Below are 25656 nucleotides of genomic sequence, written 5' to 3'. Positions count from 1 at the left end.
TTTATTCTCTTGCTGGAAATCTCATGCGTACCCCTCGAATTTATCATCCAGAAACCATTCATCAACTTGGCTCACTTGCTTTAAGTGACGACGCAGCAGGCCATATCGGTCGTGTTTTGCGCATGAAAGAAGGCCAAGACGTTCTCCTTTTTGACGGCAGTGGCGCAGAGTTCCCAGCGGTTATCAGTGAAGTCAGCAAGAAATCAGTTTTGGTTAACATCACCGAGCGCGTAGAAAACAGTATTGAATCCCCTTTAGATCTGCACCTTGGTCAAGTCATTTCACGTGGCGATAAGATGGAGTTCACCATCCAAAAGTCTGTTGAACTTGGCGTCAATACCATCACTCCTCTGATTTCTGAACGTTGTGGTGTCAAGCTTGACCAAAAGCGTTTTGAGAAAAAACTCGCGCAATGGCAGAAAATCGCCATCAGTGCCTGTGAGCAATGTGGGCGTAATGTCGTGCCCGAAATTCGTCCAATTATGAGCTTGGAAGAGTGGTGTAAAGAAGAGTACGATGGTTTAAAGCTTAACCTTCACCCTCGTGCTAAATACTCAATCAACACTTTGCCAACCCCGGTTGAAAAAGTGCGCCTACTGATCGGTCCTGAAGGCGGTTTATCGTCTGAAGAAATCGAGATGACTCGAGAATACCAATTTGAAGAAACGCTACTCGGCCCTCGCGTTCTGCGTACCGAAACAGCGGCTCTGACAGCAATTACAGCCTTACAAGTTCGTTTCGGCGATCTTGGTTAAACGGAGAAAAATAATGATCAAACTCGGTATCGTAATGGACCCAATCTCGTCCATTAACATCAAAAAAGACTCTAGCTTTGCCATGATGCTTGAAGCGCAACGACGCGGCTATGAAATCCACTACATGGAAATGAATGATCTGCATCTCGATCAAGGCGTTGCCATTGCAGATACTAAAGTGGTAGAACTAAAAGAAGATCCAAACGGTTGGTACGAGTTCAAATCAGAGCAAACTATCGAACTGTCTGAGCTAGACGCGGTGCTAATGCGTAAAGATCCTCCGTTTGATACTGAATACATCTACGCGACTTACATCCTTGAGCGTGCAGAAGAACAAGGTGCACTGATCGTTAACAAGCCTCAAAGCTTACGTGATTGTAACGAAAAGCTGTTTACAGCATGGTTCCCAGAGCTGACACCTACAACGATCGTGACGCGAAAAGCAGAGAAAATTAAAGAATTTCGTGAAAAACATGGTGATGTCATCCTGAAACCACTTGATGGTATGGGTGGCGCGTCCATCTTCCGTGTAAAAGAAAACGATCCAAACGTCTCTGTGATCATCGAGACATTGACTAACCACGGTCAAAACTACGCAATGGCACAAACCTTCGTGCCAGACATCAGCAACGGTGACAAACGTATCCTAGTGGTAGATGGCGAACCTATGCCTTACTGTCTAGCACGCATTCCTGCTAAAGGCGAAACGCGCGGCAACCTAGCCGCTGGTGGTACTGGTGAAGCTCGTCCGCTAAGCGAAACCGACCTCAAAATTGCGCAAACCGTTGCTCCGACACTGAAAGAAAAAGGCCTTATCTTTGTTGGCCTTGACGTAATTGGCGACAAGCTAACAGAAATCAACGTCACCAGCCCAACCTGTATTCGCGAAATTGAAGCAGCTTTTGATATCTCAATCACAGGCAAGCTGATGGATGCGATTGAGCGTCGAGTAAAAGGCGAATAACTCAAACTGTATTACAGTTAATAGAGAGCATAGTACATTAACTTAAGCAAACTCATGCACATACCTAGATGTAAATTGTATGATGTTTGCTTAAGGGCATTTACGAGAGTTAAGGGTCAGTATGAGTATGAATCTCACAAATCACTTTTTGGTTGCCATGCCTGGGATGAAAGATCCGTACTTTCAAAACAGCGTGATCTACGTTTGTGAGCACAACGAAGACGGCGCTATGGGGCTGATGATCAATGCTCCTGTTGATATCACCGTCGGCAACATGCTCAAGCAGGTGGAAGTTCAGCCAGTACACCCGCGCCTATTTGAAGCCAGTCTAGATAGACCAGTTTATAATGGCGGCCCAATCTCGGAAGATCGTGGCTTTATTTTGCATAAACCCAAAGATTACTACGAGTCCAGCGTCCAAATGACCGATGACCTCGCGGTAACCACTTCGCGTGATATTCTGTCGGTGTTAGGAACAGAAGCAGAACCAAGTGATTACTTAGTGGCACTTGGCTACTCCGGTTGGAGTGCAGGCCAATTAGAAAGTGAGCTGGTCGAAAACTCTTGGCTCACCATTGAAGCGACGCCTGAAATTATCTTTAATACACCAATCAACGAGCGTTGGAAGAAAGCGGTCGAAAAGCTGGGTATCGACCCAAGTCACCTTTCAGCAGACTCTGGACATGCTTAGTCCAAATATACAGTTACATTAGATAGAGACACCTTATGTCACGCACAATTATGGCTTTTGACTTTGGAACCAAAAGCATTGGTAGCGCTATTGGCCAAGAAATTACTGGTACAGCTTCCCCATTAAAAGCCTTTAAAGCCAATGACGGTATTCCAAACTGGGACGATATCGAAAAGCAAATCAAAGAGTGGCAACCAGATTTGCTAGTGGTCGGTTTACCGACCGATCTGCATGGTAAAGACCTTGAGACCATAACCCCTCGTGCACGAAAATTTGCTAAGCGTCTGCAAGGCCGATACGGATTGCCTGTTGAGCTGCATGATGAGCGTTTATCTACTGCAGAAGCTCGTGCGGAGTTGTTCAGCATGGGCGGCTACAAAGCCCTATCGAAAGGTAATGTTGACTGCCAGTCAGCGGTGGTGATTCTAGAAAGCTGGTTTGAAGCCCTTTGGGGTGAGTAAACACTTCAAGCACAATGAAAAAAGGTTGGCTTCTGCCAACCTTTTTTGTTTCTGGATTGGATTAATCCATATCGATCTTAACGTTTGCCAAACTGCCCGTAGAGAATGCTTCACCACGCTGCGTTTTCAACATCAGGCGCAGATCATTCGCTGAGTCGGCACTATGTAGTGCATCCTCTTCGCTGATCTTACCTTGCATCACTAACTTATAAAGAGATTGATCGAACGTCAGCATACCAAACTCATTTGAGCGAGCCATGGTTGACTTCAACTCATGTAAATCTCCGCGACGAATCAAATCCGACACACGTGGACTATTTAGCAAGATCTCAAATACACCATGACGTCCCTGCCCATTTTTATCTCGGATCAGCTGCTGACCAACCACGCCTTTTAGGTTCATCGACAAATCGAACAAGAATTGTTCTTTTTGATCTTTCGGTACCAAGTGAAGAATGCGCTCTAAAGCTTGGTTTGCATTGTTGGCGTGCAACGTTGCCATACACAGGTGACCCGTTTCGGCGAAGGTCATCGCGTATTCCATTGTTTCACGGCTACGGATCTCACCAATCAAAATCATATCTGGTGCTTGGCGCAGCGAGTTTTTAAGCGCAACTTCATAGCTTTCCGTATCTAACCCAACTTCACGTTGAGTCACGATACAGCGCTTGTGTTCATGCACGAACTCGATCGGATCTTCGACCGTCAAAATGTGCCCGGTTTTATTGCTGTTTCGATAGCCTGTCATCGCCGCCATGGTGGTCGATTTACCCGATCCAGTAGCACCGACCACCAGCACCAAACCACGCTTAGCTATCGCCAAATCTTGCAACACTAACGGTAACTTTAACTGCTCAAAAGTAGGAATATTAGTTTCAATACGACGAATCACTGCGCCTGGTAACTCGCGTTGAAAAAAGGCACTCACACGGAAGCGACCACAATCTCTCACAATGGCAAAATTCGACTCGCGACTTTTACGAAATTCCTGACGCCGATCTGGTTCCATAGCGCTGTCGAGTAATGCAGCCACATCACTCTCGGTGAGTTTTTCCCCTTGCGGACGCAATTCGCCATCCACACGAAATAGAATTGGCGCTCCAACCGTGATGTAAAGATCCGACGCTTTCAGCGCCAACATGCCTTCGAGAAATTTATCTAGATCCATCTTCCGTATTCACCATTATCTGTATGAACGTTACGAGAATTGCTGCACTTCTAATCCGATCTTACTATCGACCTCTTCACGAGCAACCATGCCTTGCGCCATTAACTGACGAGCATTTTGCTCCATGGTTTGCATGCCGTGAGCCGCACCTGTTTGAATGATCGAATACATCTGCGCGACTTTGTCTTCGCGGATCAAGTTACGAATCGCAGGCGTTGCCATCATAATTTCATGGCATGCAATACGGCCACCACCGTTACGCTTCAGAAGCTTTTGCGCGATAACCGAACGAAGGGACTCAGATAGCATCGAGCGAACCATATCTTTATCACTACCAGGAAACACATCGATAATACGGTCAATGGTTTTTGCCGCCGAGCTGGTGTGCAACGTCCCGAAAACAAGGTGACCGGTTTCAGCCGCTGTCAGCGCTAGACTGATGGTTTCTTTGTCACGCATCTCACCGACTAGAATCACATCCGGGTCTTCGCGCAATGCACTACGCAAAGCATTTTGGAAACTATGGGTGTCACGGTGAACTTCACGCTGGTTGATCAAACATTTATTGTTGTTGTGAACAAATTCAATCGGATCTTCAATTGTGAGTACGTGCTTGTTGTGATTACGGTTAATGTAGTCAACAATGGCTGCTAAGGTCGTCGATTTACCTGAACCTGTTGGGCCAGTGACCAGAACTAAGCCTTTTTCAGCGTTCGCAATTTTTTTGAAGATCTCTGGCGCTTCTAGCTCTTCCAGAGTTGGAATGCTACTTGGAATGGTACGGAATACTGCCGCACAACCGCGAGATTGGTTGAAAGCGTTGACACGGAAACGGCCAACGTTATGCAACTCAAAAGAGAAATCGACTTCGAGTTTTTCTTCGAACTCACTGCGTTGGGCATCGTTCATGATTTCGAAAACCAAACGATGCACTTCTTGGTGTGTAAACGCTGGAATGCCTAGTTTTCTCACATCCCCATCAATACGAACCATTGGTGGGACACCTGCAGAAAGATGTAGATCCGAGGCATTATGTTTTACACTAAAATCCAGTAACTCAGTGATATCCATTTAAAATCCTTAAGTCTAAAGTACAGCTATGAGTAGTATTCAACAAAATATTGAACATATCACCTCTCAAATTCGATATGACGAGCAAAAATGTGGTCGAACTCCAGAGTCAGTGCAACTTCTAGCGGTAAGCAAAACTAAACCTGTCGAGGCAATTCTCGAAGCCTACCAAGCGGGACAAACCGCCTTTGGTGAAAACTACGTTCAAGAGGGCGTCAGTAAAGTTCAGCACTTTGCCGAGCATTATCCAGATAATCGAATCGAATGGCACTTCATTGGCCCGATTCAATCGAATAAATCGCGACTTGTTGCTGAACATTTCGATTGGGTTCACACCATCGATCGAACCAAGATTGCTCAACGCCTGAATGATCAGCGGCCAAGCGAACTTAAACCGCTACAAGTTCTGCTTCAGGTTAACACCAGTGGTGAGGCATCTAAGTCTGGTGTCACTGAAGCGGAAGTATTCGAGCTGGCAGAGTTGATTTCTCGCCTACCCAACCTCACTTTAAGAGGGTTGATGTCGATCCCTGCCAACGTGTCTGACTACGAATCACAACTCCGTGAATTTCAGAAGTTGGCTACGTTGAAGCAAACACTCGAAGCACAGTTCCCAGAAATCGATACATTATCAATGGGAATGAGTGGTGATATGACCGCTGCAATCGAAGCTGGTAGTACAATGGTTCGTATTGGAACCGCTATTTTCGGCGCTCGAGACTACAGCTAAATCAAAAAAACGCTCACTCGCGACATAAGTTACGTCGCCAAAAGTTAGAGCGTAAATGCGCAATCATCTTACTCGCCAATAGGAGCAGTAAGTAACAGCGGCGCCATTATACACCTGAGCGCACAATAAATTCTAAATATCATGATGGAAATCAGACAAATGGAACATAAGAAAATCGCCTTCATTGGTGCTGGCAACATGGTGAGAGCCATTGTTTCCGGCTTGGTTGCTAACGGATACCCAGCGCAAAACATTACCGCGACGGCTCCTTCAGAGGCTCGTCGCCTTCTGCTAGAACAAGATTTTGGCATCCGTACCACCAGCGATAACATCCAAGCTGCGACCGAGGCGGATGTGGTGGTATTGTCTGTAAAACCGCAAATGATGGCGGATGTCTGTAAACCACTGCAATCGATCGATTTCACTAATAAACTGGTGATTTCTATTGCCGCAGGCATCAACTGTTCACGATTGGATGATATGCTAGCCACCAAATTGAACTTGGTTCGTGTTATGCCAAATACGCCATCACAACTTGGGTTGGGTATGAGTGGGTTGTTCGCACCAACTCATGTAACCGAGCACGACAAAGCTTTTGCCGCAGAGTTAATGGAAGCGGTCGGTAAAGTATGTTGGGTTGAGCAAGAGTCTGGCATCAATAATGTGATTGCCGCAGCGGGCAGTGCTCCAGCATACTTCTTCCTGTTTATGGAAGCGATGCAAGCAGAAGCGATTGCGCAAGGCTTTGATAAAGAGACCGCTCGACTATTGGTTCAGCAAGCGGCACTGGGCGCGGCCAGTATGGTGGTTAGCAACCCAGAAACTGAGCTATCAACCCTGCGTGAGAACGTAACTTCGAAAGGTGGGACAACGGCAGAAGCACTGCGTACATTCAACGAACATCAACTTTCAGATATTGTCGCTAAAGCCATGCAAGCTGCTGTGGCTCGCGCGGAAGAAATGGAAAAACTGTTTTAATTATTTGGATGAACTCCGTTTAGTATCATCCATCACTTGTTAAGGGTACCTTATGAATTCAATGAGTTTTCTCATCTCAACCCTATTTGACCTGTACATCATGGTCGTAATTTTGCGAATTTGGTTGCAAGCTGCGCGCGCAGACTTCTATAACCCATTCTCGCAATTCATAGTAAAAGCGACTCAGCCGGTCATTGGTCCATTGCGCCGCGTTATCCCTTCCGTGGGGAATATTGACCTAGCAACCGTGTTGTTTGCCTACGTGTTGTGTGTGCTTAAATTTGTCGTGCTTATCCTAATAGCTTCGAACGGTTCCGTCTCTTTCAGCGCTGACTTCTTATTCTTGGGCTTATTATCATTAATCAAAGCCGCAGGTGGCCTATTGTTCTGGGTACTATTGATCCGTGCAATTTTGAGCTGGGTAAGCCAAGGCCGCAGCCCTATCGAGTACGTATTCCATCAACTGACCGAGCCAATGTGCGCTCCAATCCGTCGTATTCTTCCGGCTATTGGTGGTCTTGATTTAAGCGTACTGGTGTTATTTATCGGCTTGCAGTTCGCGAACTTCTTAATGGGCGATATCATTGGTCCAATTTGGTTCCAGCTATAATGTCAGCTGCAGTTTGGCAAGATGGTGAGGACATCATCCTGAAGCTCTATATTCAACCTAAAGCTAGCCGCGATAAAATCGTTGGCTTGCATGGTGAAGAGCTAAAAATCGCCATTACTGCTCCACCTGTCGATGGCAAAGCTAATGCACACCTAACTAAGTTCTTAGCCAAGCAGTTTAAAATCGCTAAGGGCTTGGTTAACATAGAAAAAGGTGAATTAGGACGGCACAAACAAATTCGGATAGAATCGCCTACCCAGATACCGACAGAAATTAAAGCCATCTTATGATGGCTTTTTATTTACGATTTTGTACCACACTTACTAATACCAACGACTGAGTACGCATTTTTTACCCCCTGACCAAGGTAAAATTGCAGCTATGGTTGTTTTATAACAAGTGCTTTGAGGAAGTAACAATGAGCAAATGGATTACCGCATTACTGATTAGCCTGTTGTCGTTACCAAGCTTCGCCGATCAGTTTAAAAATATGAAAGATATCGAAGTACACTATGTAGCGTTTAACTCAACATTCCTAACACCCAAAGTCGCACGTAGCTACGATATCAAACGTAATGGATACCTCGCTGTGGTTAATATTAGCGTGTTAGATAGAGCTTCATTGGGTAAGCCAGCATTAGAAGCAAAAATTGCTGGACGCGCGAAGAACCTTATCGGCCAAACTCAGACCTTGACCTTTCGTGAAGTCAAAGAAGGCAATGCGATATACTATTTAGCCGAACTGCCAATTACCCACGAAGAAACTTTTACTTTCGATATTGACGTAAAAGCTGGAAACAAAGGCTCAGGTAAGCTTAAATTCACCCAGAAGTTTTATGTTGAAGAGTAATTGGGTTGTGATGTTCCAAAAGCTTTTGGATCTAAGCAGGCTAAAAACCACTTATTAGTTAAAGAATATCTAGAGGAGAACGATTTGTTCTCCTCTATCACTATTAAAAGAGATTCCCATGAAAAAAATTGTGCTAGCAACTGGTAACCAAGGCAAAGTTCGTGAAATGGCAGATTTATTGTCTGACTTCGGCTTTGAAGTATTAGCGCAAAGTGAATTCAATGTATCGGAAGTAGCTGAAACGGGTACAACTTTCATTGAAAACGCAATCATTAAAGCTCGCCATGCCGCACAAGAAACAGGGCTTCCTGCCATTGCAGACGACTCTGGATTAGAAGTCGATTTCTTAAAAGGCGCTCCGGGCATTTACTCTGCACGTTACGCAGGCGAGAGCGCATCTGATCAAGAGAATCTAGAAAAATTGCTAGCGGCAATGGAAGGCGTACCAGAAGCAGAGCGTACAGCACGTTTCCACTGCGTATTAGTCCTCATGCGTCACGAGAACGACCCAACGCCTATCGTCTGTCACGGTAAATGGGAAGGCCGAATTCTAACTGAAGCACACGGTGAAAATGGCTTTGGCTACGACCCAATCTTCTTTGTTCCTGAAGACAACTGTGCGTCAGCCGAACTTGAACCTGCACGTAAGAAACAACTGTCTCACCGCGGTAAAGCGCTCAAGTCGTTGTTTGCTCAACTGTCTGAGCAAGTGTCTCAGTAATCACGAGCGAATTAGACCATGTTAACGCCCCCAGCACTCAGCTTGTATGTACACATCCCTTGGTGTGTGCAAAAGTGCCCGTATTGCGACTTTAACTCTCACGCGCTCAAAACCGAGATTCCAGAAGAAGAGTACATCAGTGCCCTTTTAGAAGATTTGGATACCGACATTGAGAAATACCGACTTAACGAAGCGCCACGTCCACTGCATTCAATCTTCATTGGTGGTGGTACGCCGAGTTTGATTTCGGCAGAAGGCATCGAGCGTCTACTTAAGGGCATTGAAGCGCGTATTCCGTTCAAGCCTGAAATCGAAATAACCATGGAAGCGAACCCAGGCACCATCGAAGCAGAGCGTTTTGTTGGCTACCGTAAAGCCGGGGTAACGCGTATCTCTATCGGCGTGCAAAGCTTTGAGCAACAAAAGCTTGAGCGTTTGGGGCGTATTCACGGCCAAGACGAAGCCGTCAACGCTGCTCATCTGGCGCACCAAATCGGTTTGAACAGCTTTAACCTCGATCTCATGCACGGCTTACCTGATCAAAGCATCGAACAAGCCTTGGCAGATTTGGACAAAGCGATTGAGTTGGCACCGCCGCACTTGTCTTGGTATCAGCTGACCATCGAACCAAACACCATGTTCTACTACAAGCCACCAACGCTACCTGACGATGATGACTTGTGGGATATTTTCGAGCTCGGACACCAAAAACTTGCAGCCGCGGGTTATGTGCAATATGAAATCTCCGGTTACAGTAAGCCGGGCTATCAGTGTCAGCACAACCTCAACTACTGGCGCTTTGGTGATTACCTTGGTATCGGTTGTGGCTCTCATGGCAAACTCAGTTTTACCGACGGACGTATTATTCGAACGACAAAGGTAAAACACCCGCGAGGCTATTTAGCGGCTTATCAAAATATGGTCAAACCTTATCTGCATACGGAACATGTCGTCGCGGATGAAGATCGTCCATTCGAGTTCTTTATGAACCGATTCCGCTTAATTGAAGCCTGTCCGAAGCAAGATTACGTGGACACCACGGGCTTACCGCTTAGTACGATTCAAGAAACCATCAACTGGGCGATAGAAATGGGCTACCTGAGTGAAACGCCTACCCACTGGCAAATTACTGAAAAAGGGAAGCTCTTCCTTAATGATTTGCTCGAAGCCTTTATGGCCGAAGAAAGCGAAGAGTAACGCAACCCCAAAACAAAAAAAGCCTCTCAATTGAGAGGCTTTTTATTTAGAAACTGTGTGCCGTCCTAAATAAGGTTGACACATTTCCAACCTTAGAAAATTGAACGGCCAATTCGCTCTGAGAGCAGCTCAAGCGCCTTAGTACCAGCAAGCGAGTTACCTGAAGGATCAAGCTCTGGAGACCATACTGAAATGGTCATTTCACCAGGTACTACCGCGATAATGCCACCACCAACACCAGACTTACCAGGCATTCCAACGCGATAAGCAAACTCGCCCGCGCCATCATACAAGCCACACGTTGCTAACAGTGCATTAAGTTGTTTGGTTTGCACAGGAGAAACTACAGGCTTACCCGTTTGTACCGATGTGCCCTTGTTTGCTAAATAGCTAAACGTTTTAGCCAAATCGACGCAACTCATCTTCAGCGCACAAGCGTGGAAGTAATTTTGTAGTACTGGAATCACTTCATTTTCGAAGTTGCCAAACGAACGCATGAGATATGCAATCGCCGCATTACGATCACCATGCATCATTTCGGATGCCGCAACGACTTTGTCATACACAATATGGGTATCACCAGAAAGCTGACGCACAAACTCCAACAGGCGCTGACGAGGCGCAGATAAGCGAGTTTGTAACAAATCCGCCACTACTATCGCTCCAGCATTTATAAATGGATTACGAGGAATACCTTGCTCCATTTCTAGCTGGATTAGCGAATTAAATGCCTGCCCCGAAGGCTCTTTTCCCACTCGAGACCAAATTTCTTCTTGCTTGTACAAGCACATCGCTAACGTCAAGCTCAATGCTTTTGAAATAGATTGGATAGAGAAAGGTTCATCGGCATCACCCGCCTTAATAACCTCACCTTCGTTGGTGTATACCGCAATACCTAACTTGTTGCTGGGTACTTTTGCCAGAGCAGGAATGTAATCAGCCACTTTACCTTGGCCGATTAAAGGGCGTACTTCCGCCAAAATATCTGTCAAAATTTCCACTGTCGGTTTCATTCTCTACCTTCTATTTACAAGAGAACTCGTTGAGCTCAGAGGTAAAAAAAGCCAACGTGTCGTTGGCTTTTCCATAGGGTTCGTTCGACTCAAGTCGATTATGGTTTTACTGCCACAATAATATTGCGGTTGATAGATTGATCAACACGGTGAAGATAACCGATGTAAGGCTCTTCTGAAAGTACCTTCCAACCTTGCTCTTCAAATAATGCCGCGACATCTTTCCATTTCAATGTAAATTCATTGAAAGACAACACCACTGAACCTTGTTTTTTCAATACCACTTTCCATGCAGGCAGAGCCTCTTTTAAAAGCTCTAGTGGACTGCGGTTCAGTTTGCTGTCCTTGGCATTTTTGCTGCCGTGCTGCACGCCATAAGGCAAGTCAGACACCATCACATCAACTGAGTTCTTTTTCACGACTTGATCAGCGATACGAGTATCAGCCGAATATAGCTTCATAAACTGAAGATGGCCTTGGTTGTAATCTTCTTTATTTGCTGCAGCTTCAACCACGAAACCATCCGCCACTTTCTTGCCACCCGCAGTGCGCTTTTCTTTGCTCACTTTGTGCTTAAAGCGGCCATTCTTCATGAACTTAACAATAAAGGTCTGGATCTCTTGCACCCACTTGGCGTTGATCTCAACCCCTACCACGTTCAAACCGTGGATCAAGCCTTCAAATAAGGTTGTACCTTTACCACACATTGGATCCATTAAGGTCAGTTGTTCACTTCCCGTATTGGACGCACTAATGCCGATATTCACCATCAAACGGGTAAACTGCTCGTTTGTTTTCCCGGTGTAGCGCAAAATCTGGCTCATACTTTCCGGGAAAGTGTTAAATACGGGCGCTTGAACTGGTCGAAGTAAACCATCTTCGCGCACTTCAAATAGCGCATAGTAAATCGAAGAGGCTGCGATTCTTCGCGCCTGCTCATCGGTTAGCGCTTCCTGACAAGAAAACACCAACGCAGCAGGTAAGCCAACGTCTTTACTACCAATTTCTGTCACATCCACGCCTTGTGAAGCTAAAATTGCTTTTAGCTCAGAACAGGCAATGGTCATTGCGCTATCAAAGTAAATTCGGTTATGACCCGGATTCGCTAATATCGCGTAATGGTACATCCCATGAACTCCTCTGGTTACGCAATACGCTTATATTTGATATCCCAAACACCGTGACCAAGACGGTGACCACGAGCTTCAAACTTCGTTAGCGGGCGATCGTCTGGACGAGGAACGAAATCACCATCTTTGGCAATGTTTTCGAAACCTGGCGCTTGGTTCATCACTTCAATCATGTGCTCTGCGTAGTTTTCCCAGTCGGTCGCCATGTGGAAAATACCTTCATTAGGGATAAGCTTCTCACGCACCATTTCCGCAAAACCTAATTGAACAATACGACGCTTGTGGTGACGCTTCTTATGCCAAGGGTCTGGGAAGAACAATTGCAGTGTCGATAAGCTGCCATTTGGGATCATGTGTTCGAATACTTCTACCGCATCGTGACACATTACACGCAGGTTAGTAATTCCCGCTTCGCGAGCATCGGCAAGACAAGCACCAACGCCTGGGCTATGAACTTCGATACCGATGAAGTTTTTCTCTGGCGCGTTCTTTGCCATTTCAACCAATGAAGCACCCATACCAAAACCGATCTCAAGCACTACTGGGTTATCGTTGCCAAACACCTCTTTCCAATCGAGAAGTTCAGCTTTGAAGTCAATACCCATCGTAGGCCAGCATTCATTCATCGCGCTCTCTTGACCTTTAGTCAAACGCCCTTCACGGCGTACAAAGCTGCGGATTTTGCGGATCAGCTTTCCGTCTTCGTTGTATTCGTTAGTGGTTACTTCACTCATTGATTTTGCCTGCACATTGATTAATCAAAGCGGGGATTATCCAAAGAATTTACTTAGGTGCAAGTATTTGTTGAGCTCTTGGTCTATGGCAACCCAAAAGCAACGAAACACCTCTTTATATCCCTACTGTTTATCCGTTGTACTTCTTGCCCATTATGTGGTGCAATTTTGCACCTAACCAATAATAGAATACAGAGCAAGTCGTGACACCTTTCGCCAGTGCCATCCTAGAATGGTATGACGCATATGGAAGAAAAGATCTTCCGTGGCAACAAAATAAGACCGCATACAGTGTCTGGTTGTCTGAAATTATGCTTCAGCAAACTCAGGTCACTACGGTTATTCCGTATTACCAACGTTTCTTGGAGCGCTTTCCAACCGTAATCGATCTTGCCAATGCTGAGCAAGATGAAGTCCTACACCTTTGGACTGGCTTAGGGTATTACGCCCGAGCCCGTAACCTTCACAAAGCAGCACAAGAGGTCGCCTCTACATACAATGGTGAGTTTCCTCTTGATATAGAGAAAATGAACGCCCTACCGGGGATTGGTCGCTCTACTGCTGCCGCCATTTTATCGTCTGTGTATAAACAACCACACGCGATTCTTGATGGTAACGTGAAGCGCACCCTATCCCGCTGTTTCGCAGTTGCAGGATGGCCAGGACAAAAAAAGGTTGAAAACCAGCTGTGGGAAATTGCCGAAACGCATACCCCACAAACGGATGTAGATAAGTATAACCAGGCAATGATGGACATGGGCGCAATGGTCTGCACTCGCAGCAAACCCAAATGTAGCCTCTGCCCTGTTGCTGACCTGTGTGTGGCAAAACAACAAGGTAATGTGCTCGACTACCCGGGCAAAAAACCGAAGAAAGATAAACCAATCAAGCAAACTCGTTTCGTGATGCTTCACCACAACACCGAAAATGGTCATGAGGTGTGGTTGGAGCAAAGACCACAAACAGGCATTTGGGGTGGCTTATTCTGCTTCCCACAAACCGAACATGTGGATGCAGAAAGCGACATTGAATTGCTACTGGATCAACGCGGCATTCAAGCCAGCAATATCAAACAGAAGCAAACACTGATTACCTTTCGTCATACATTCAGCCATTACCACCTAGATATCACGCCAATTTTGATTGATTTATCAAAGCAACCGGACGTGATAATGGAAGGCAACAAAGGTCTTTGGTATAACTTATCTAAACCTGAAGAAGTCGGTTTAGCCGCGCCAGTAAAACTATTGCTGGAAACGCTACCCCACGAACTTCGTTAATTGAATACAAGGAGTCATTATGAGCCGCACTGTATTTTGTGCTCGACTAAAGAAAGAAGGCGAAGGTCTAGACTTTCAACTTTACCCTGGTGAACTAGGTAAACGCATTTTCGACAACATCTCGAAAGAAGCGTGGGCTCAGTGGCAACACAAACAAACCATGTTGATCAACGAGAAGAAACTCAACATGATGGATCCAGAACACCGCAAACTGATCGAAACAGAAATGGTAAATTTCCTCTTTGAAGGAAAAGACGTTCATATCGAAGGTTACACACCGCCGAGCGAATAAAGTCGCTTGAGTTAAACAATGACATCACAACCATTTGTGGTGTCATTTTTCTATTACCTTCAATAACTCTGATACTTATGAAAAAAATTGTCTTTATCGCTGCCGCACTTTTAATGGCAGGCTGTAGCCGTGAATTCGTCGAAAAGATTTATGACGTCAACTACGAGCCAACAAACCGTTTTGCCAATAACTTAGCTGAGCTACCAGGACAATTTGAAAAAGATACTGCGGCGCTAGATGCCTTAATCAATAGCTTTTCAGGCAATATTCAAAAGCGCTGGGGTAAAAAAGAAATCAAGTACGCTGGCAAGAGTAATTACGTTAAGTACATCGATAACTACCTTAGCCGCGCCGAGGTCGACTTTCGCAAAGGCGTGATCACGATAGAGACCGTATCACCGACCGAGCCCCAAAAACACCTAAAAGACGCGATTGTCACCACCTTATTAACACCAGACGATCCCGCGCACGTCGACTTATTCTCCTCTAAAGGTATCACGTTAGAGGGGCAACCATTCCTGTATAAACAAGTTGTCGACCAAGACAATAAGCCAATTCAATGGTCTTGGCGGGCAAACCGATTTGCGGAATACCTCATCGCAAATAAAATAAAAACCAAAAATGTAGATTTCAAGAAAGCGTATTACGTCGAAATTCCCATGGTTGAAGACCACTTTTCAACTCGCAGCTACCAATACGCCGATATCGTGCGTCGAGCTTCCAAGAAATACGACATTCCAGAAGACTTGATATACGCCATTATTAAAACCGAGAGCAGTTTCAACCCATACGCGGTAAGTTGGGCAAATGCGTATGGCCTAATGCAAGTTGTACCTAAAACAGCGGGACGAGATGTGTTCAAACTCGTGAAAAAGCGCTCGGGCCAACCAAGCCCTGAATATTTGTTTAATCCAGAAAACAACATAGATACCGGTACTGCGTATTTCTATATCTTAAAAAATCGTTATTTAAGAGAAGTCCGCCACCCTACCTCTCTCGAGTACAGCATGATTTCAGCTTACAATGGCGGTACTGGAGGAGTTTTAAACACATTTCATCGCAGTGATCGCAAACGCGCAATGCAAGATCTTAATTCATTGCAACCCAACCAAGTTTATTGGGCGTTAACCAAGAAACACCCGAACGCAGAAGCGCGTCGCTACCTAGAAAAAGTTACAAATTTCAAAAAGGAATTTAACTCGAAGCAAACTTTGTAGTGACAGTTGAATAAAAAGCGTTCGAACAACCACTTTTTTGAAATTATTTAAAAAAAGTGGTTGACGCAACGCGGGAAAATCCGTTTAATAGCGCTCCGTTGCCCGGATAGCTCAGTCGGTAGAGCAGAGGATTGAAAATCCTCGTGTCGGTGGTTCGATTCCGCCTCCGGGCACCACAATTTGATTTGTTGGTGTCTTAACGAAATGTTATAACACGGACAAAAGCACAAAGAATAAAGTGTGCCGACTTAGCTCAGTAGGTAGAGCAACTGACTTGTAATCAGTAGGTCACCAGTTCGATTCCGGTAGTCGGCACCATTCTTTTGCCTCGATAGCTCAGTCGGTAGAGCAGAGGATTGAAAATCCTCGTGTCGGTGGTTCGATTCCGCCTCGAGGCACCATATTTGGTGCACTTGCTTCATAAGCAAGACACAAAAAAGAATAGTTCCTCCTTAGCTCAGTTGGTAGAGCGACGGACTGTTAATCCGCAGGTCGCTGGTTCGAGCCCAGCAGGAGGAGCCAATTTCTAGAATCTTACTTAAGTGAGATTTTAAAAACTGAAGAGATAATCTCTTCTAGAAAGAATACAGTGTGCCGACTTAGCTCAGTAGGTAGAGCAACTGACTTGTAATCAGTAGGTCACCAGTTCGATTCCGGTAGTCGGCACCATTCTTTTGCCTCGATAGCTCAGTCGGTAGAGCAGAGGATTGAAAATCCTCGTGTCGGTGGTTCGATTCCGCCTCGAGGCACCATATCTGGTGCACTTGCTTCATAAGCAAGACACAAAAAAGAATAATTCCTCCTTAGCTCAGTTGGTAGAGCGACGGACTGTTAATCCGCAGGTCGCTGGTTCGAGCCCAGCAGGAGGAGCCATATTAGAAGAAGCCGCATCACTTGATGCGGCTTTTTTGTATCTGCTTTATACGTCATTTCTCACTTTCCCATTTATCTGCACTTCATTTCTAAACATCAGCGAACATTAAATCCTTTCTTCAAAAACACTTATTTCACGCTAAAAATTTAATCCTCATCGTAATTTCAATACGCATTAGTATCCGAGCATATTTATCTTCACTAAGATGCCCGAGTTATTACATTTCTTCTTTTAGCTATGCCTTGCATAGTGATAACACTTTATTTGTGAGCTAAATATGAAACTAAAAACTCAAGCCTATTTATTATCTGCGATCATATTGCTAGCTCTCCTAGCTCTGACCGCAACGGGCTTATGGACACTTCGCGTCGCAAGTAACCTTGATAACAAAGCTCGAGTTACTGAGCTATTTAAAAGTGCGTACAGCATACTTACCGAAGTAGAAAAGATGGCTATCGAAGGCAAAATGCCGGAAGACGAAGCGAAAGCATTAGCCACTCGCCTACTTCGTAACAATATCTACAAAGACAACGAATACGTTTATGTCGCAGATGAAAATATGATGTTCATCGCCGCACCACTAGACCCTCAACTGCACGGAACCAGCTTCCATGACTTTAGAGATGGCAGTGGTAATAGCGTAGGCCAACTCATTCTAGATGTATTGGGGCACAAAACAGGTCAGATCATTGAATATACCTGGAGCCAAAAACAAGCTGATGGCAGCATTGAAGAAAAACACTCGATAGCAGAAAAAACACCACACTGGGGCTGGGTTGTCGGTACAGGTATTGGCTTTAATGAAGTTAACGCACGTTTTTGGTCGACAGCACAATGGCAGCTTGTGCTGTGTCTGATTATCGCGGGAAGTATTCTAAGTGGCCTGATCATTTCGATTCGCAAAATGCTTCATCTACTTGGTGGAGAGCCTAACGACGTGCGTAAAGCAGTTCAAGCTGTCGCTCAAGGAGACATTCAGACCAGTTTTGATACTGTGGCACCGAGAGGAAGTATCTATCGTGCCGTGCAAGATATGAGTCAATCACTAGCTACCATGGTGACAAACCTAGAGAAGTCTATGCATGCACTGCGCGCAGAGTTGTCTGCCGTAGAAGCTCGATCAAATACGATTGCCGATCTTACCGTATCTCAGCAGCAATCAACGGCGATGATTGCCACTGCGATGACTGAAATGGCATCTTCAGCCAACCATGTTGCCAATTCAGCAAGCGACACCGCAAACAATACGGACGAGGCTGACAAACAAAGCCAACATACTCAGAAACTCATTCATAACACGGTTGAAAACATTCAAGGTTTAGCTTCTCAATTAAATACTGCGAGTAAAGCGGTCGCCGATCTAGATCAGGATGTAAATAATATTGTAAAAGTGCTCGATGTGATTGGTGATATTGCAGAGCAAACAAACCTATTGGCACTCAATGCAGCCATTGAAGCAGCACGTGCTGGAGAACAAGGCCGAGGCTTCGCAGTCGTTGCTGATGAGGTACGCAACCTAGCAGGACGCACACAAGACAGCACAAAAGAGATTCAGTATATGATCTCCAATCTGCAAGAAGGCTCTCGCAATGCCATTCACAGAATGGAAATATGTGCAGAAACCAGTGAAAGCACTGTTACAGAGTCTAAGAATGCCTCTGAAGCTCTACAGCAAATTGTAACGGCGTTAGAATCTATCACCACAATGAGCCAGCAGATCGCTACTGCTGCCGCTGAGCAGATGCAGGTTAGCGATGATATTGCGCTACGCATAAACCTTATCGAGGAAAGCGGAGGCCAACTCAACTCTGTCGTAACCGAGAGCCAATCAAGTACTCAAAGTTTAGCTTCACTAGCGAATGAGCTAGAAGGTTGGGTAAACAAGTTCTCAGTAAAGCACTAGTTTAAAGTCAATTGTTCAATAAAAAGCACGTTTTCAGACGTGCTTTTTTGTTTTTATCGCCTTTATTTTGCAAGTGAACACACTATCAATGTTAAAACATCGCTTAAAGCATGGCGCATTGCTGCTAAAAACGCATAAAAACAGCCCACTCCGAGCACAAATTCATCAAACGATATTTTATTTTAATTTTATTGTTGACCTGAAAGCCGAAAAGCCTTTTAATACACCTCGTCGCCCGGATAGCTCAGTCGGTAGAGCAGAGGATTGAAAATCCTCGTGTCGGTGGTTCGATTCCGCCTCCGGGCACCACAATTTATTAATTGTTGGTGCTTAGCACGAACAATGTTAAAGAATAAAATGTGCCGACTTAGCTCAGTAGGTAGAGCAACTGACTTGTAATCAGTAGGTCACCAGTTCGATTCCGGTAGTCGGCACCATTTATTCTCTTAAAAAGACAATTCCTCCTTAGCTCAGTTGGTAGAGCGACGGACTGTTAATCCGCAGGTCGCTGGTTCGAGCCCAGCAGGAGGAGCCAATTTTCATTATTAAGTTAATAACTTATTAATGACATTGTGCCGACTTAGCTCAGTAGGTAGAGCAACTGACTTGTAATCAGTAGGTCACCAGTTCGATTCCGGTAGTCGGCACCACTTATTAAAATTTGTTCCTCCTTAGCTCAGTTGGTAGAGCGACGGACTGTTAATCCGCAGGTCGCTGGTTCGAGCCCAGCAGGAGGAGCCATATTAGAAGAAGCCGCATCACTTGATGCGGCTTTTTTGTATTAGTTTAAAGCTAAGCTCTCTCCTACCCCATAACGAAATAACATAAGCGCTTTGATTATTAAAAACCGCTTACCGCAAGCTAACTATCGACTCACTAAGTAACCAGAAAATATTAACCACAAACGCGCGTGGCAAATGGTATGCCTTTCAACTAAAAAAAAGCTAGGTAAAAACCTAGCTTTTTAATTCAATCGGCCATCTCTGAAATCAGCTTAAACCACCAAGACAAATATACTTTGTCTCCAGATATTCATCGAGTCCTTGCTTAGCACCTTCCCGTCCAACACCCGACTCTTTAACTCCACCAAATGGAGCCACTTCAGTAGAGATGATCCCTTCATTCACTCCAACCATACCGTACTCTAAACCTTCACTAAAAGTCACAATACGCTTCAAGCTATTCGTATAGAAATAGCAAGCCAAACCATATTCTGTATCGTTAGCCATTTCGAGAACTTGAACATCATTTTCAAAGGTAACAATAGGCAACACAGGCCCGAATAGCTCTTGCTGAACAATCGACATATTCTGCGTCACACTATCCAAAAGAACGGGCTCCATAAAGCGACCTGGCCGTCTCTGTGGAGAGTTAGCAATAGAGGCTCCTTCTTGTACAGCTTGATCGATCACCGCCTCTAGTCGATGCTTAGAGGCCATCGTAATAACAGGACCTAATGTGACACCTTTCTCTAAACCATTGCCAAGCTTTAATTTGCTTAACTTCGACAATACTTTATCAATAAAAGCTTGTTTTACATTTTTATGAACATATAACCGATTGGTACAAACACATGTTTGCCCTGCATTACGGAACTTCGACGCGACAAGCCCTTCCGCAGCCGCATCTACGTCTGCATCTTCAAACACGATGAAAGGCGCATTACCACCCAACTCCATCGACACCGCCTTGACTGAATCACTGGCTTGCTTCATCAAAATTTTCCCGACTCGCGTAGACCCCGTAAAAGAGATCTTCTGAATCCTAGGATCAGTACTTAGTACTTGACCAAACTCAGCAGCCTGCTCCGACACCATGACAGAAAGCAGTTCTTTAGGGATACCAGCCTGATAAGCTAACTCAACAACAGCAATTGCAGTGAGAGGGGTAAGCTCTGATGGCTTGATCAACATGCCACAACCTGCCGCTAGGGCTGGTGCTGCTTTTCTTGTAATCATCGCAATAGGGAAGTTCCAAGGTGTAATTGCAGCGCATACTCCCACAGGCTGGCGAATTGCAGATAGACGTCTATCTGTCGTGGGGGCAGGAATAACTTCGCCATAAGCACGTTTTGCTTCTTCTGAGAACCACTCGACAAAAGAGGCACCATACATCACTTCCCCTTTGCTCTCAGCTAAAGGTTTACCCTGCTCTAAGGTAATAATCGTGGCTATGTCTTCTGCATTATCAAGAAGTAGTTGATACCACCCCCTCAAACGACGAGAGCGCTCTTTGGCACTTAATTTAGCCCAACGGACTTGCTCCGTTTTGCACTGACCAATGAGATCATCTAACTCATCAAGAGTACTAGGCTTTAACCGAATTAACTCTTGCTCAGTTGCAGGGTTGATGACCACAATTCCCTCTTCGGAAGACCATTGCTTAAATACAGATTTCAGCGTTTCATTTTTTATTTGTTGCATCATCAAACATACTCCTCAAGAACTCCTCTTAGGTTAATCGCTACTAGCAAGTTCAGCAAAGAAAACAAAGTTTTCTAAAAGGCATTAATTTTCGGAAGACTTAGATCTCTTCCTCACTATATTTCGGGAAATTGCGTAATCCACGCAACGACGGTCCCGCTCTAAACATGGAAGCAATGAATGTTTGAGAAATAAGATGTAGAAAATTATTGTTTAAGAGAGACGCTAACAAAACACGCAGTACGGAAGACTATTCATTCTATTACGGTTGAGGGCGAGTGTTATAAAGACTCATTGTTCAAATGGCCAATCTTTCAACGAGGACAGGATACAAACTCGGAGTAATTGGAAGTGCAGGCAGCAGGCTCATCTTCCTGAGAAACTCATGTGCCAAAAGGGTAAAGAAAGTCGTATTGTCTCGCCTTCAATGTGTAAATGCATTTCTCGGGGACACGACCAAACGAAAAAGCCCCAGTCTTTCGACTAGGGCTTAATATAAGTGGCGGAGTGGACGGGACTCGAACCCGCGACCCCCGGCGTGACAGGCCGGTATTCTAACCAACTGAACTACCACTCCGCAGTGGTATCACTCGCTTGTAATCAGCAAGTGTCCGCTTTTGTCTTCACTTTTCGAAAAAGCGAAAATAAAACTAAAGCCTGGCGATGTCCTACTCTCACATGGGGAAGCCCCACACTACCATCGGCGCTATTTCGTTTCACTTCTGAGTTCGGCATGGAAATCAGGTGGGTCCAAAATGCTATGGTCGCCAAGCAAAATTCTTTACATTTTGTTTTAGGCTTTAATTTAAAACATAAAACAAACAATAAATGGTGCTGATACCCAGAATCGAACTGGGGACCTCATCCTTACCAAGGATGCGCTCTACCGACTGAGCCATATCAGCACATTATTTGTGTCCGTGAGGACTAAAAAAGCCCGCTTTTACAAACGGGCTCTCTTAACTTTTGTCTTCGCCTTTTTAAAAAGGAAAAAACTAAATTTAAAGCCTGGCGATGTCCTACTCTCACATGGGGAAGCCCCACACTACCATCGGCGCTATTTCGTTTCACTTCTGAGTTCGGCATGGAAATCAGGTGGGTCCAAAACGCTATGGTCGCCAAGCAAATTCTTTAATCTGGAAAGCTGTTTTTTTAATTCTCGTTCTTACACATTCAATGTTCTTACATTGAGTCCATCAAAACCCCTTGGGTGTTGTATGGTTAAGCCTCACGGGCAATTAGTACAGGTTAGCTCAACGCCTCACAACGCTTACACACCCTGCCTATCAACGTCGTAGTCTACGACAACCCTTTAGGATACTTAAAGTATCAGGGAGAACTCATCTCAAGGCTCGCTTCCCGCTTAGATGCTTTCAGCGGTTATCGATCCCGAACTTAGCTACCGGGCAATGCGTCTGGCGACACAACCCGAACACCAGAGGTTCGTCCACTCCGGTCCTCTCGTACTAGGAGCAGCCCCTTTCAATTCTCCAACGCCCACGGCAGATAGGGACCGAACTGTCTCACGACGTTCTAAACCCAGCTCGCGTACCACTTTAAATGGCGAACAGCCATACCCTTGGGACCGACTTCAGCCCCAGGATGTGATGAGCCGACATCGAGGTGCCAAACACCGCCGTCGATATGAACTCTTGGGCGGTATCAGCCTGTTATCCCCGGAGTACCTTTTATCCGTTGAGCGATGGCCCTTCCATTCAGAACCACCGGATCACTATGACCTGCTTTCGCACCTGCTCGAATTGTCATTCTCGCAGTCAAGCGGGCTTATGCCATTGCACTAACCTCACGATGTCCAACCGTGATTAGCCCACCTTCGTGCTCCTCCGTTACGCTTTGGGAGGAGACCGCCCCAGTCAAACTACCCACCAGGCACTGTCCGCAACCCCGATAAGGGGTCGACGTTAGAACATCAACACTACAAGGGTGGTATTTCAAGGACGGCTCCACGCAATCTAGCGACTGCGCTTCAAAGCCTCCCACCTATCCTACACATGTAGGGTCAATGTTCAGTGCCAAGCTGTAGTAAAGGTTCACGGGGTCTTTCCGTCTAGCCGCGGGTACACTGCATCTTCACAGCGATTTCAATTTCACTGAGTCTCGGGTGGAGACAGCGTGGCCATCATTACGCCATTCGTGCAGGTCGGAACTTACCCGACAAGGAATTTCGCTACCTTAGGACCGTTATAGTTACGGCCGCCGTTTACCGGGGCTTCGATCAAGAGCTTCGACCGAAGTCTAACCCCATCAATTAACCTTCCGGCACCGGGCAGGCGTCACACCGTATACGTCATCTTGCGATTTTGCACAGTGCTGTGTTTTTAATAAACAGTTGCAGCCACCTGGTATCTGCGACTCTCAATAGCTCCATCCGCGAGGGACTTCACCGTCGAGAGCGTACCTTCTCCCGAAGTTACGGTACCATTTTGCCTAGTTCCTTCACCCGAGTTCTCTCAAGCGCCTTGGTATTCTCTACCCGACCACCTGTGTCGGTTTGGGGTACGATTCCTTACAATCTGAAGCTTAGAGGCTTTTCCTGGAAGCATGGCATCAATGACTTCACATCCGTAGATGCTCGACGTCGTGTCTCAGCCTTAAGAAGAGCCGGATTTACCTAACTCTCAAGCCTACGCACTTGAACCTGGACAACCGTCGCCAGGCCCACCTAGCCTTCTCCGTCCCCCCATCGCAATTGTAAGAAGTACGGGAATATTAACCCGTTTCCCATCGACTACGCCTTTCGGCCTCGCCTTAGGGGTCGACTTACCCTGCCCCGATTAACGTTGGACAGGAACCCTTGGTCTTCCGGCGAGGAGGTTTTTCACCCCCTTTATCGTTACTCATATCAGCATTCGCACTTCTGATACGTCCAGCATGCGTTACCACACACCTTCAACCGCTTACAGAACGCTCCCCTACCCAATGCACTAAAGTGCATTGCCGCAGCTTCGGTTTACTACTTAGCCCCGTTACATCTTCCGCGCAGGCCGACTCGACCAGTGAGCTATTACGCTTTCTTTAAATGATGGCTGCTTCTAAGCCAACATCCTGGCTGTCTGAGCCTTCCCACATCGTTTCCCACTTAGTAGTAATTTGGGACCTTAGCTGGCGGTCTGGGTTGTTTCCCTCTCCACGACGGACGTTAGCACCCGCCGTGTGTCTCCCGGATAGTACTTACTGGTATTCGGAGTTTGCAAAGGGTTGGTAAGTCGGGATGACCCCCTAGCCTTAACAGTGCTCTACCCCCAGTAGTATTCGTCCGAGGCGCTACCTAAATAGCTTTCGGGGAGAACCAGCTATCTCCAGGTTTGATTGGCCTTTCACCCCTAGCCACAAGTCATCCGCTAATTTTTCAACATTAGTCGGTTCGGTCCTCCAGTTGATGTTACTCAACCTTCAACCTGCCCATGGCTAGATCACCTGGTTTCGGGTCTATATCCAGAGACTGAACGCCCAGTTAAGACTCGGTTTCCCTACGGCTCCCCTAGATGGTTAACCTTGCCACTGAATATAAGTCGCTGACCCATTATACAAAAGGTACGCAGTCACAGGACAAGCCTGCTCCTACTGCTTGTACGTACACGGTTTCAGGTTCTATTTCACTCCCCTCACAGGGGTTCTTTTCGCCTTTCCCTCACGGTACTGGTTCACTATCGGTCAGTCAGTAGTATTTAGCCTTGGAGGATGGTCCCCCCATATTCAGACAGGATATCACGTGTCCCGCCCTACTCGATTTCACTGAACACACGTCGTCAACTACGGGACTATCACCCTGTATCGTCGGCCTTTCCAGGCTGTTCGTCTAACGCGTGTAAAGCTTAAGGGCTAATCCAATTTCGCTCGCCGCTACTTTCGGAATCTCGGTTGATTTCTTTTCCTCGGGGTACTTAGATGTTTCAGTTCCCCCGGTTCGCCCTGTTGAGCTATGTATTCACTCAACAGTAATACCTTATGGTATTGGGTTTCCCCATTCGGAAATCCCAGACTCAAGTGGTTTTTACTACCTAATCTGGGCTTATCGCAAGTTAATACGTCCTTCATCGCCTCTGACTGCCAAGGCATCCACCGTGTACGCTTAGTCACTTAACCATACAACCCGAAGGAGTTTCGAGTTGATGTTCAAATCACCAAAGTTGTCTCTCATTATTTGAATGAGCGAGAGACATATCGATTTTGCCGGACTCAATTTCGAATAATCACTGTAAAAGTGACATTCCCAAGAACACTTGAATGTGTTTTTTGGTGTTTGTCATAAAGACAAACATTGAGAACTTTACAAACAATCTTAAAGATTGTTTTGTCAGCTTTCCAAATTGTTAAAGAGCTAGATTTTCTGATGAAAACCATTTTTAAAGATTCTTTTTCAAGAACACTTAAAGATGGTGGAGCTATGCGGGATCGAACCGCAGACCTCCTGCGTGCAAGGCAGGCGCTCTCCCAGCTGAGCTATAGCCCCATCAAGGTGTCGATACTGTCGCCAATTCCTTGGGAAAGAAATTGGTGGGTCTGAGTGGACTCGAACCACCGACCTCTCGCTTATCAGGCGAACGCTCTAACCACCTGAGCTACAGACCCA

The 25656-nt window shown here is 45.8% G+C and carries 21 protein-coding genes, 16 tRNA genes and 3 rRNA genes; 27 read left to right on the top strand and 13 right to left on the bottom strand.

The genetic code is table 11. The annotated features are described in order from the left end of the window. Nucleotides 1-23 precede the first annotated feature (23 nt). From rsmE to ruvX, 4 genes are all read left to right on the top strand, one after another. Nucleotides 24-755 (top strand): 16S rRNA (uracil(1498)-N(3))-methyltransferase, encoded by a 732-nt coding sequence (gene rsmE, locus J4N40_RS02730; protein WP_025768830.1) that lies wholly within the window; start codon nt 24-26, stop codon nt 753-755. 13 nt (nt 756-768) lie between these two features. Next, complete coding sequence (gene gshB / locus J4N40_RS02725; RefSeq protein WP_005381021.1) at nt 769-1719, top strand: glutathione synthase; 951 nt, start codon at nt 769-771, stop codon at nt 1717-1719. Nucleotides 1720-1846: 127 nt separating this feature from the next. Then, on the top strand, nt 1847-2410 hold the full coding sequence (locus J4N40_RS02720; RefSeq protein WP_005381020.1) for a YqgE/AlgH family protein: 564 nt from the start codon (nt 1847-1849) through the stop codon (nt 2408-2410). 35 nt (nt 2411-2445) lie between these two features. Next, nucleotides 2446-2871, top strand: a complete 426-nt coding sequence (gene ruvX, locus J4N40_RS02715) for a Holliday junction resolvase RuvX (RefSeq protein ID WP_005381017.1) — start codon at nt 2446-2448, stop codon at nt 2869-2871. 61 nt (nt 2872-2932) lie between these two features. Here ruvX and J4N40_RS02710 read toward each other — a convergent pair whose 3' ends face one another. Next, a complete protein-coding gene (locus J4N40_RS02710) occupies nt 2933-4039 on the bottom strand; it encodes a PilT/PilU family type 4a pilus ATPase (RefSeq protein ID WP_005381016.1) in 1107 nt (368 codons plus the stop codon). A 30-nt stretch (nt 4040-4069) separates the two neighbouring features. Next, nucleotides 4070-5110, bottom strand: a complete 1041-nt coding sequence (locus tag J4N40_RS02705) for a type IV pilus twitching motility protein PilT (RefSeq protein WP_005381015.1) — start codon at nt 5108-5110, stop codon at nt 4070-4072. Nucleotides 5111-5138: 28 nt separating this feature from the next. Between J4N40_RS02705 and J4N40_RS02700 the strand changes: the two genes are divergently transcribed. From J4N40_RS02700 to hemW, 7 genes are all read left to right on the top strand, one after another. Then, nucleotides 5139-5840, top strand: coding sequence for a YggS family pyridoxal phosphate-dependent enzyme (locus J4N40_RS02700; protein WP_115386296.1), 702 nt, complete (start codon nt 5139-5141; stop codon nt 5838-5840). 159 nt (nt 5841-5999) lie between these two features. Then, the gene (gene proC / locus J4N40_RS02695; RefSeq protein WP_005381013.1) at nt 6000-6818 is read left to right on the top strand and encodes a pyrroline-5-carboxylate reductase; all 819 of its coding nucleotides are present in this window, start codon (nt 6000-6002) and stop codon (nt 6816-6818) included. Between the two features lie 52 nt (nt 6819-6870). After that, the gene (locus J4N40_RS02690; RefSeq protein WP_005381012.1) at nt 6871-7428 is read left to right on the top strand and encodes a YggT family protein; all 558 of its coding nucleotides are present in this window, start codon (nt 6871-6873) and stop codon (nt 7426-7428) included. Continuing rightward, nucleotides 7428-7718, top strand: a complete 291-nt coding sequence (gene yggU / locus J4N40_RS02685) for a DUF167 family protein YggU (RefSeq protein ID WP_065274862.1) — start codon at nt 7428-7430, stop codon at nt 7716-7718. The genes J4N40_RS02690 and yggU overlap by 1 nt, the downstream gene beginning before the upstream one ends. Nucleotides 7719-7846: 128 nt before the next feature. Next, a complete protein-coding gene (locus J4N40_RS02680; protein WP_005381010.1) occupies nt 7847-8278 on the top strand; it encodes a DUF4426 domain-containing protein in 432 nt (143 codons plus the stop codon). A gap of 118 nt (nt 8279-8396) precedes the next feature. Continuing rightward, nucleotides 8397-8999 carry an XTP/dITP diphosphatase gene (locus tag J4N40_RS02675; RefSeq protein ID WP_005381009.1) on the top strand — a complete coding sequence of 201 codons (603 nt, stop codon included), beginning with the start codon at nt 8397-8399 and terminating at the stop codon, nt 8997-8999. An 18-nt stretch (nt 9000-9017) separates the two neighbouring features. Further along, a complete protein-coding gene (gene hemW / locus J4N40_RS02670; protein ID WP_065274863.1) occupies nt 9018-10196 on the top strand; it encodes a radical SAM family heme chaperone HemW in 1179 nt (392 codons plus the stop codon). A gap of 92 nt (nt 10197-10288) precedes the next feature. Here the strand turns inward: hemW and glsB are convergent, their stop codons facing one another. The 3 genes from glsB to trmB all read right to left on the bottom strand — a co-directional run bounded on the left by glsB (nt 10289) and on the right by trmB (nt 13073). Next, on the bottom strand, nt 10289-11209 hold the full coding sequence (gene glsB, locus J4N40_RS02665) for a glutaminase B (RefSeq protein ID WP_005381007.1): 921 nt from the start codon (nt 11207-11209) through the stop codon (nt 10289-10291). Nucleotides 11210-11307: 98 nt separating this feature from the next. Beyond that, entirely contained in the window at nt 11308-12336 is a 1029-nt protein-coding gene (locus J4N40_RS02660) for a TRM11 family SAM-dependent methyltransferase (RefSeq protein WP_065274864.1), read from the bottom strand. Between the two features lie 17 nt (nt 12337-12353). Beyond that, on the bottom strand, nt 12354-13073 hold the full coding sequence (gene trmB / locus J4N40_RS02655) for a tRNA (guanosine(46)-N7)-methyltransferase TrmB (RefSeq protein ID WP_005384506.1): 720 nt from the start codon (nt 13071-13073) through the stop codon (nt 12354-12356). Nucleotides 13074-13276: 203 nt separating this feature from the next. On the opposite strand from trmB, the gene mutY reads away from it, so the two are divergent. The 16 genes from mutY to J4N40_RS02575 all read left to right on the top strand — a co-directional run bounded on the left by mutY (nt 13277) and on the right by J4N40_RS02575 (nt 19380). Continuing rightward, on the top strand, nt 13277-14353 hold the full coding sequence (mutY, locus tag J4N40_RS02650) for an A/G-specific adenine glycosylase (RefSeq protein ID WP_017635575.1): 1077 nt from the start codon (nt 13277-13279) through the stop codon (nt 14351-14353). A gap of 19 nt (nt 14354-14372) precedes the next feature. Further along, nucleotides 14373-14645, top strand: a complete 273-nt coding sequence (locus J4N40_RS02645) for an oxidative damage protection protein (protein WP_005381002.1) — start codon at nt 14373-14375, stop codon at nt 14643-14645. Nucleotides 14646-14722: 77 nt separating this feature from the next. Next, nucleotides 14723-15862 carry a membrane-bound lytic murein transglycosylase MltC gene (gene mltC / locus J4N40_RS02640; RefSeq protein ID WP_005381001.1) on the top strand — a complete coding sequence of 380 codons (1140 nt, stop codon included), beginning with the start codon at nt 14723-14725 and terminating at the stop codon, nt 15860-15862. A gap of 100 nt (nt 15863-15962) precedes the next feature. After that, nucleotides 15963-16038: transfer RNA gene (locus J4N40_RS02635), tRNA-Phe, on the top strand. 66 nt (nt 16039-16104) lie between these two features. Further along, nucleotides 16105-16180, top strand: a tRNA-Thr gene (locus tag J4N40_RS02630). Nucleotides 16181-16187: 7 nt separating this feature from the next. Then, nucleotides 16188-16263: transfer RNA gene (locus tag J4N40_RS02625), tRNA-Phe, on the top strand. A gap of 45 nt (nt 16264-16308) precedes the next feature. Beyond that, nucleotides 16309-16384: transfer RNA gene (locus tag J4N40_RS02620), tRNA-Asn, on the top strand. Between the two features lie 71 nt (nt 16385-16455). Continuing rightward, a tRNA-Thr gene (locus tag J4N40_RS02615) sits at nt 16456-16531 on the top strand. 7 nt (nt 16532-16538) lie between these two features. After that, nucleotides 16539-16614 (top strand) — tRNA-Phe (locus tag J4N40_RS02610). A 45-nt stretch (nt 16615-16659) separates the two neighbouring features. Continuing rightward, nucleotides 16660-16735, top strand: a tRNA-Asn gene (locus J4N40_RS02605). Nucleotides 16736-17013: 278 nt separating this feature from the next. Continuing rightward, nucleotides 17014-18639 (top strand): methyl-accepting chemotaxis protein, encoded by a 1626-nt coding sequence (locus J4N40_RS02600; RefSeq protein WP_115386298.1) that lies wholly within the window; start codon nt 17014-17016, stop codon nt 18637-18639. A gap of 233 nt (nt 18640-18872) precedes the next feature. After that, a tRNA-Phe gene (locus J4N40_RS02595) sits at nt 18873-18948 on the top strand. Nucleotides 18949-19000: 52 nt separating this feature from the next. Continuing rightward, nucleotides 19001-19076, top strand: a tRNA-Thr gene (locus J4N40_RS02590). A gap of 22 nt (nt 19077-19098) precedes the next feature. Beyond that, a tRNA-Asn gene (locus J4N40_RS02585) sits at nt 19099-19174 on the top strand. 39 nt (nt 19175-19213) lie between these two features. Further along, nucleotides 19214-19289, top strand: a tRNA-Thr gene (locus tag J4N40_RS02580). A gap of 15 nt (nt 19290-19304) precedes the next feature. Beyond that, nucleotides 19305-19380: transfer RNA gene (locus tag J4N40_RS02575), tRNA-Asn, on the top strand. A 248-nt stretch (nt 19381-19628) separates the two neighbouring features. On the opposite strand, the gene J4N40_RS02570 is transcribed toward J4N40_RS02575, so the two are convergent. The 8 genes from J4N40_RS02570 to J4N40_RS02535 form a co-directional block, all read right to left on the bottom strand. After that, nucleotides 19629-21065 carry an NAD-dependent succinate-semialdehyde dehydrogenase gene (locus J4N40_RS02570; protein WP_171346347.1) on the bottom strand — a complete coding sequence of 479 codons (1437 nt, stop codon included), beginning with the start codon at nt 21063-21065 and terminating at the stop codon, nt 19629-19631. A gap of 497 nt (nt 21066-21562) precedes the next feature. Beyond that, nucleotides 21563-21639: transfer RNA gene (locus J4N40_RS02565), tRNA-Asp, on the bottom strand. Between the two features lie 78 nt (nt 21640-21717). Then, nucleotides 21718-21834 (bottom strand): 5S ribosomal RNA (rrf, locus tag J4N40_RS02560). A 57-nt stretch (nt 21835-21891) separates the two neighbouring features. Then, nucleotides 21892-21967, bottom strand: a tRNA-Thr gene (locus J4N40_RS02555). Nucleotides 21968-22068: 101 nt separating this feature from the next. Next, a 5S ribosomal RNA gene (gene rrf / locus J4N40_RS02550) occupies nt 22069-22185 on the bottom strand. A gap of 94 nt (nt 22186-22279) precedes the next feature. Continuing rightward, nucleotides 22280-25169, bottom strand: a 23S ribosomal RNA gene (locus J4N40_RS02545). 291 nt (nt 25170-25460) lie between these two features. Beyond that, a tRNA-Ala gene (locus tag J4N40_RS02540) sits at nt 25461-25536 on the bottom strand. 42 nt (nt 25537-25578) lie between these two features. Further along, nucleotides 25579-25655: transfer RNA gene (locus tag J4N40_RS02535), tRNA-Ile, on the bottom strand. Between the last annotated feature and the right edge of the window lies 1 nt (nt 25656).

It is taken from the genome of Vibrio sp. SCSIO 43097, assembly GCF_023650755.1.
Classification (GTDB): Bacteria; Pseudomonadota; Gammaproteobacteria; order Enterobacterales; family Vibrionaceae; genus Vibrio; species Vibrio alginolyticus.
The sequence above is the reverse complement of the archived record's forward strand: the minus strand, read 5'-3'. Positions and strand labels throughout refer to the sequence as shown.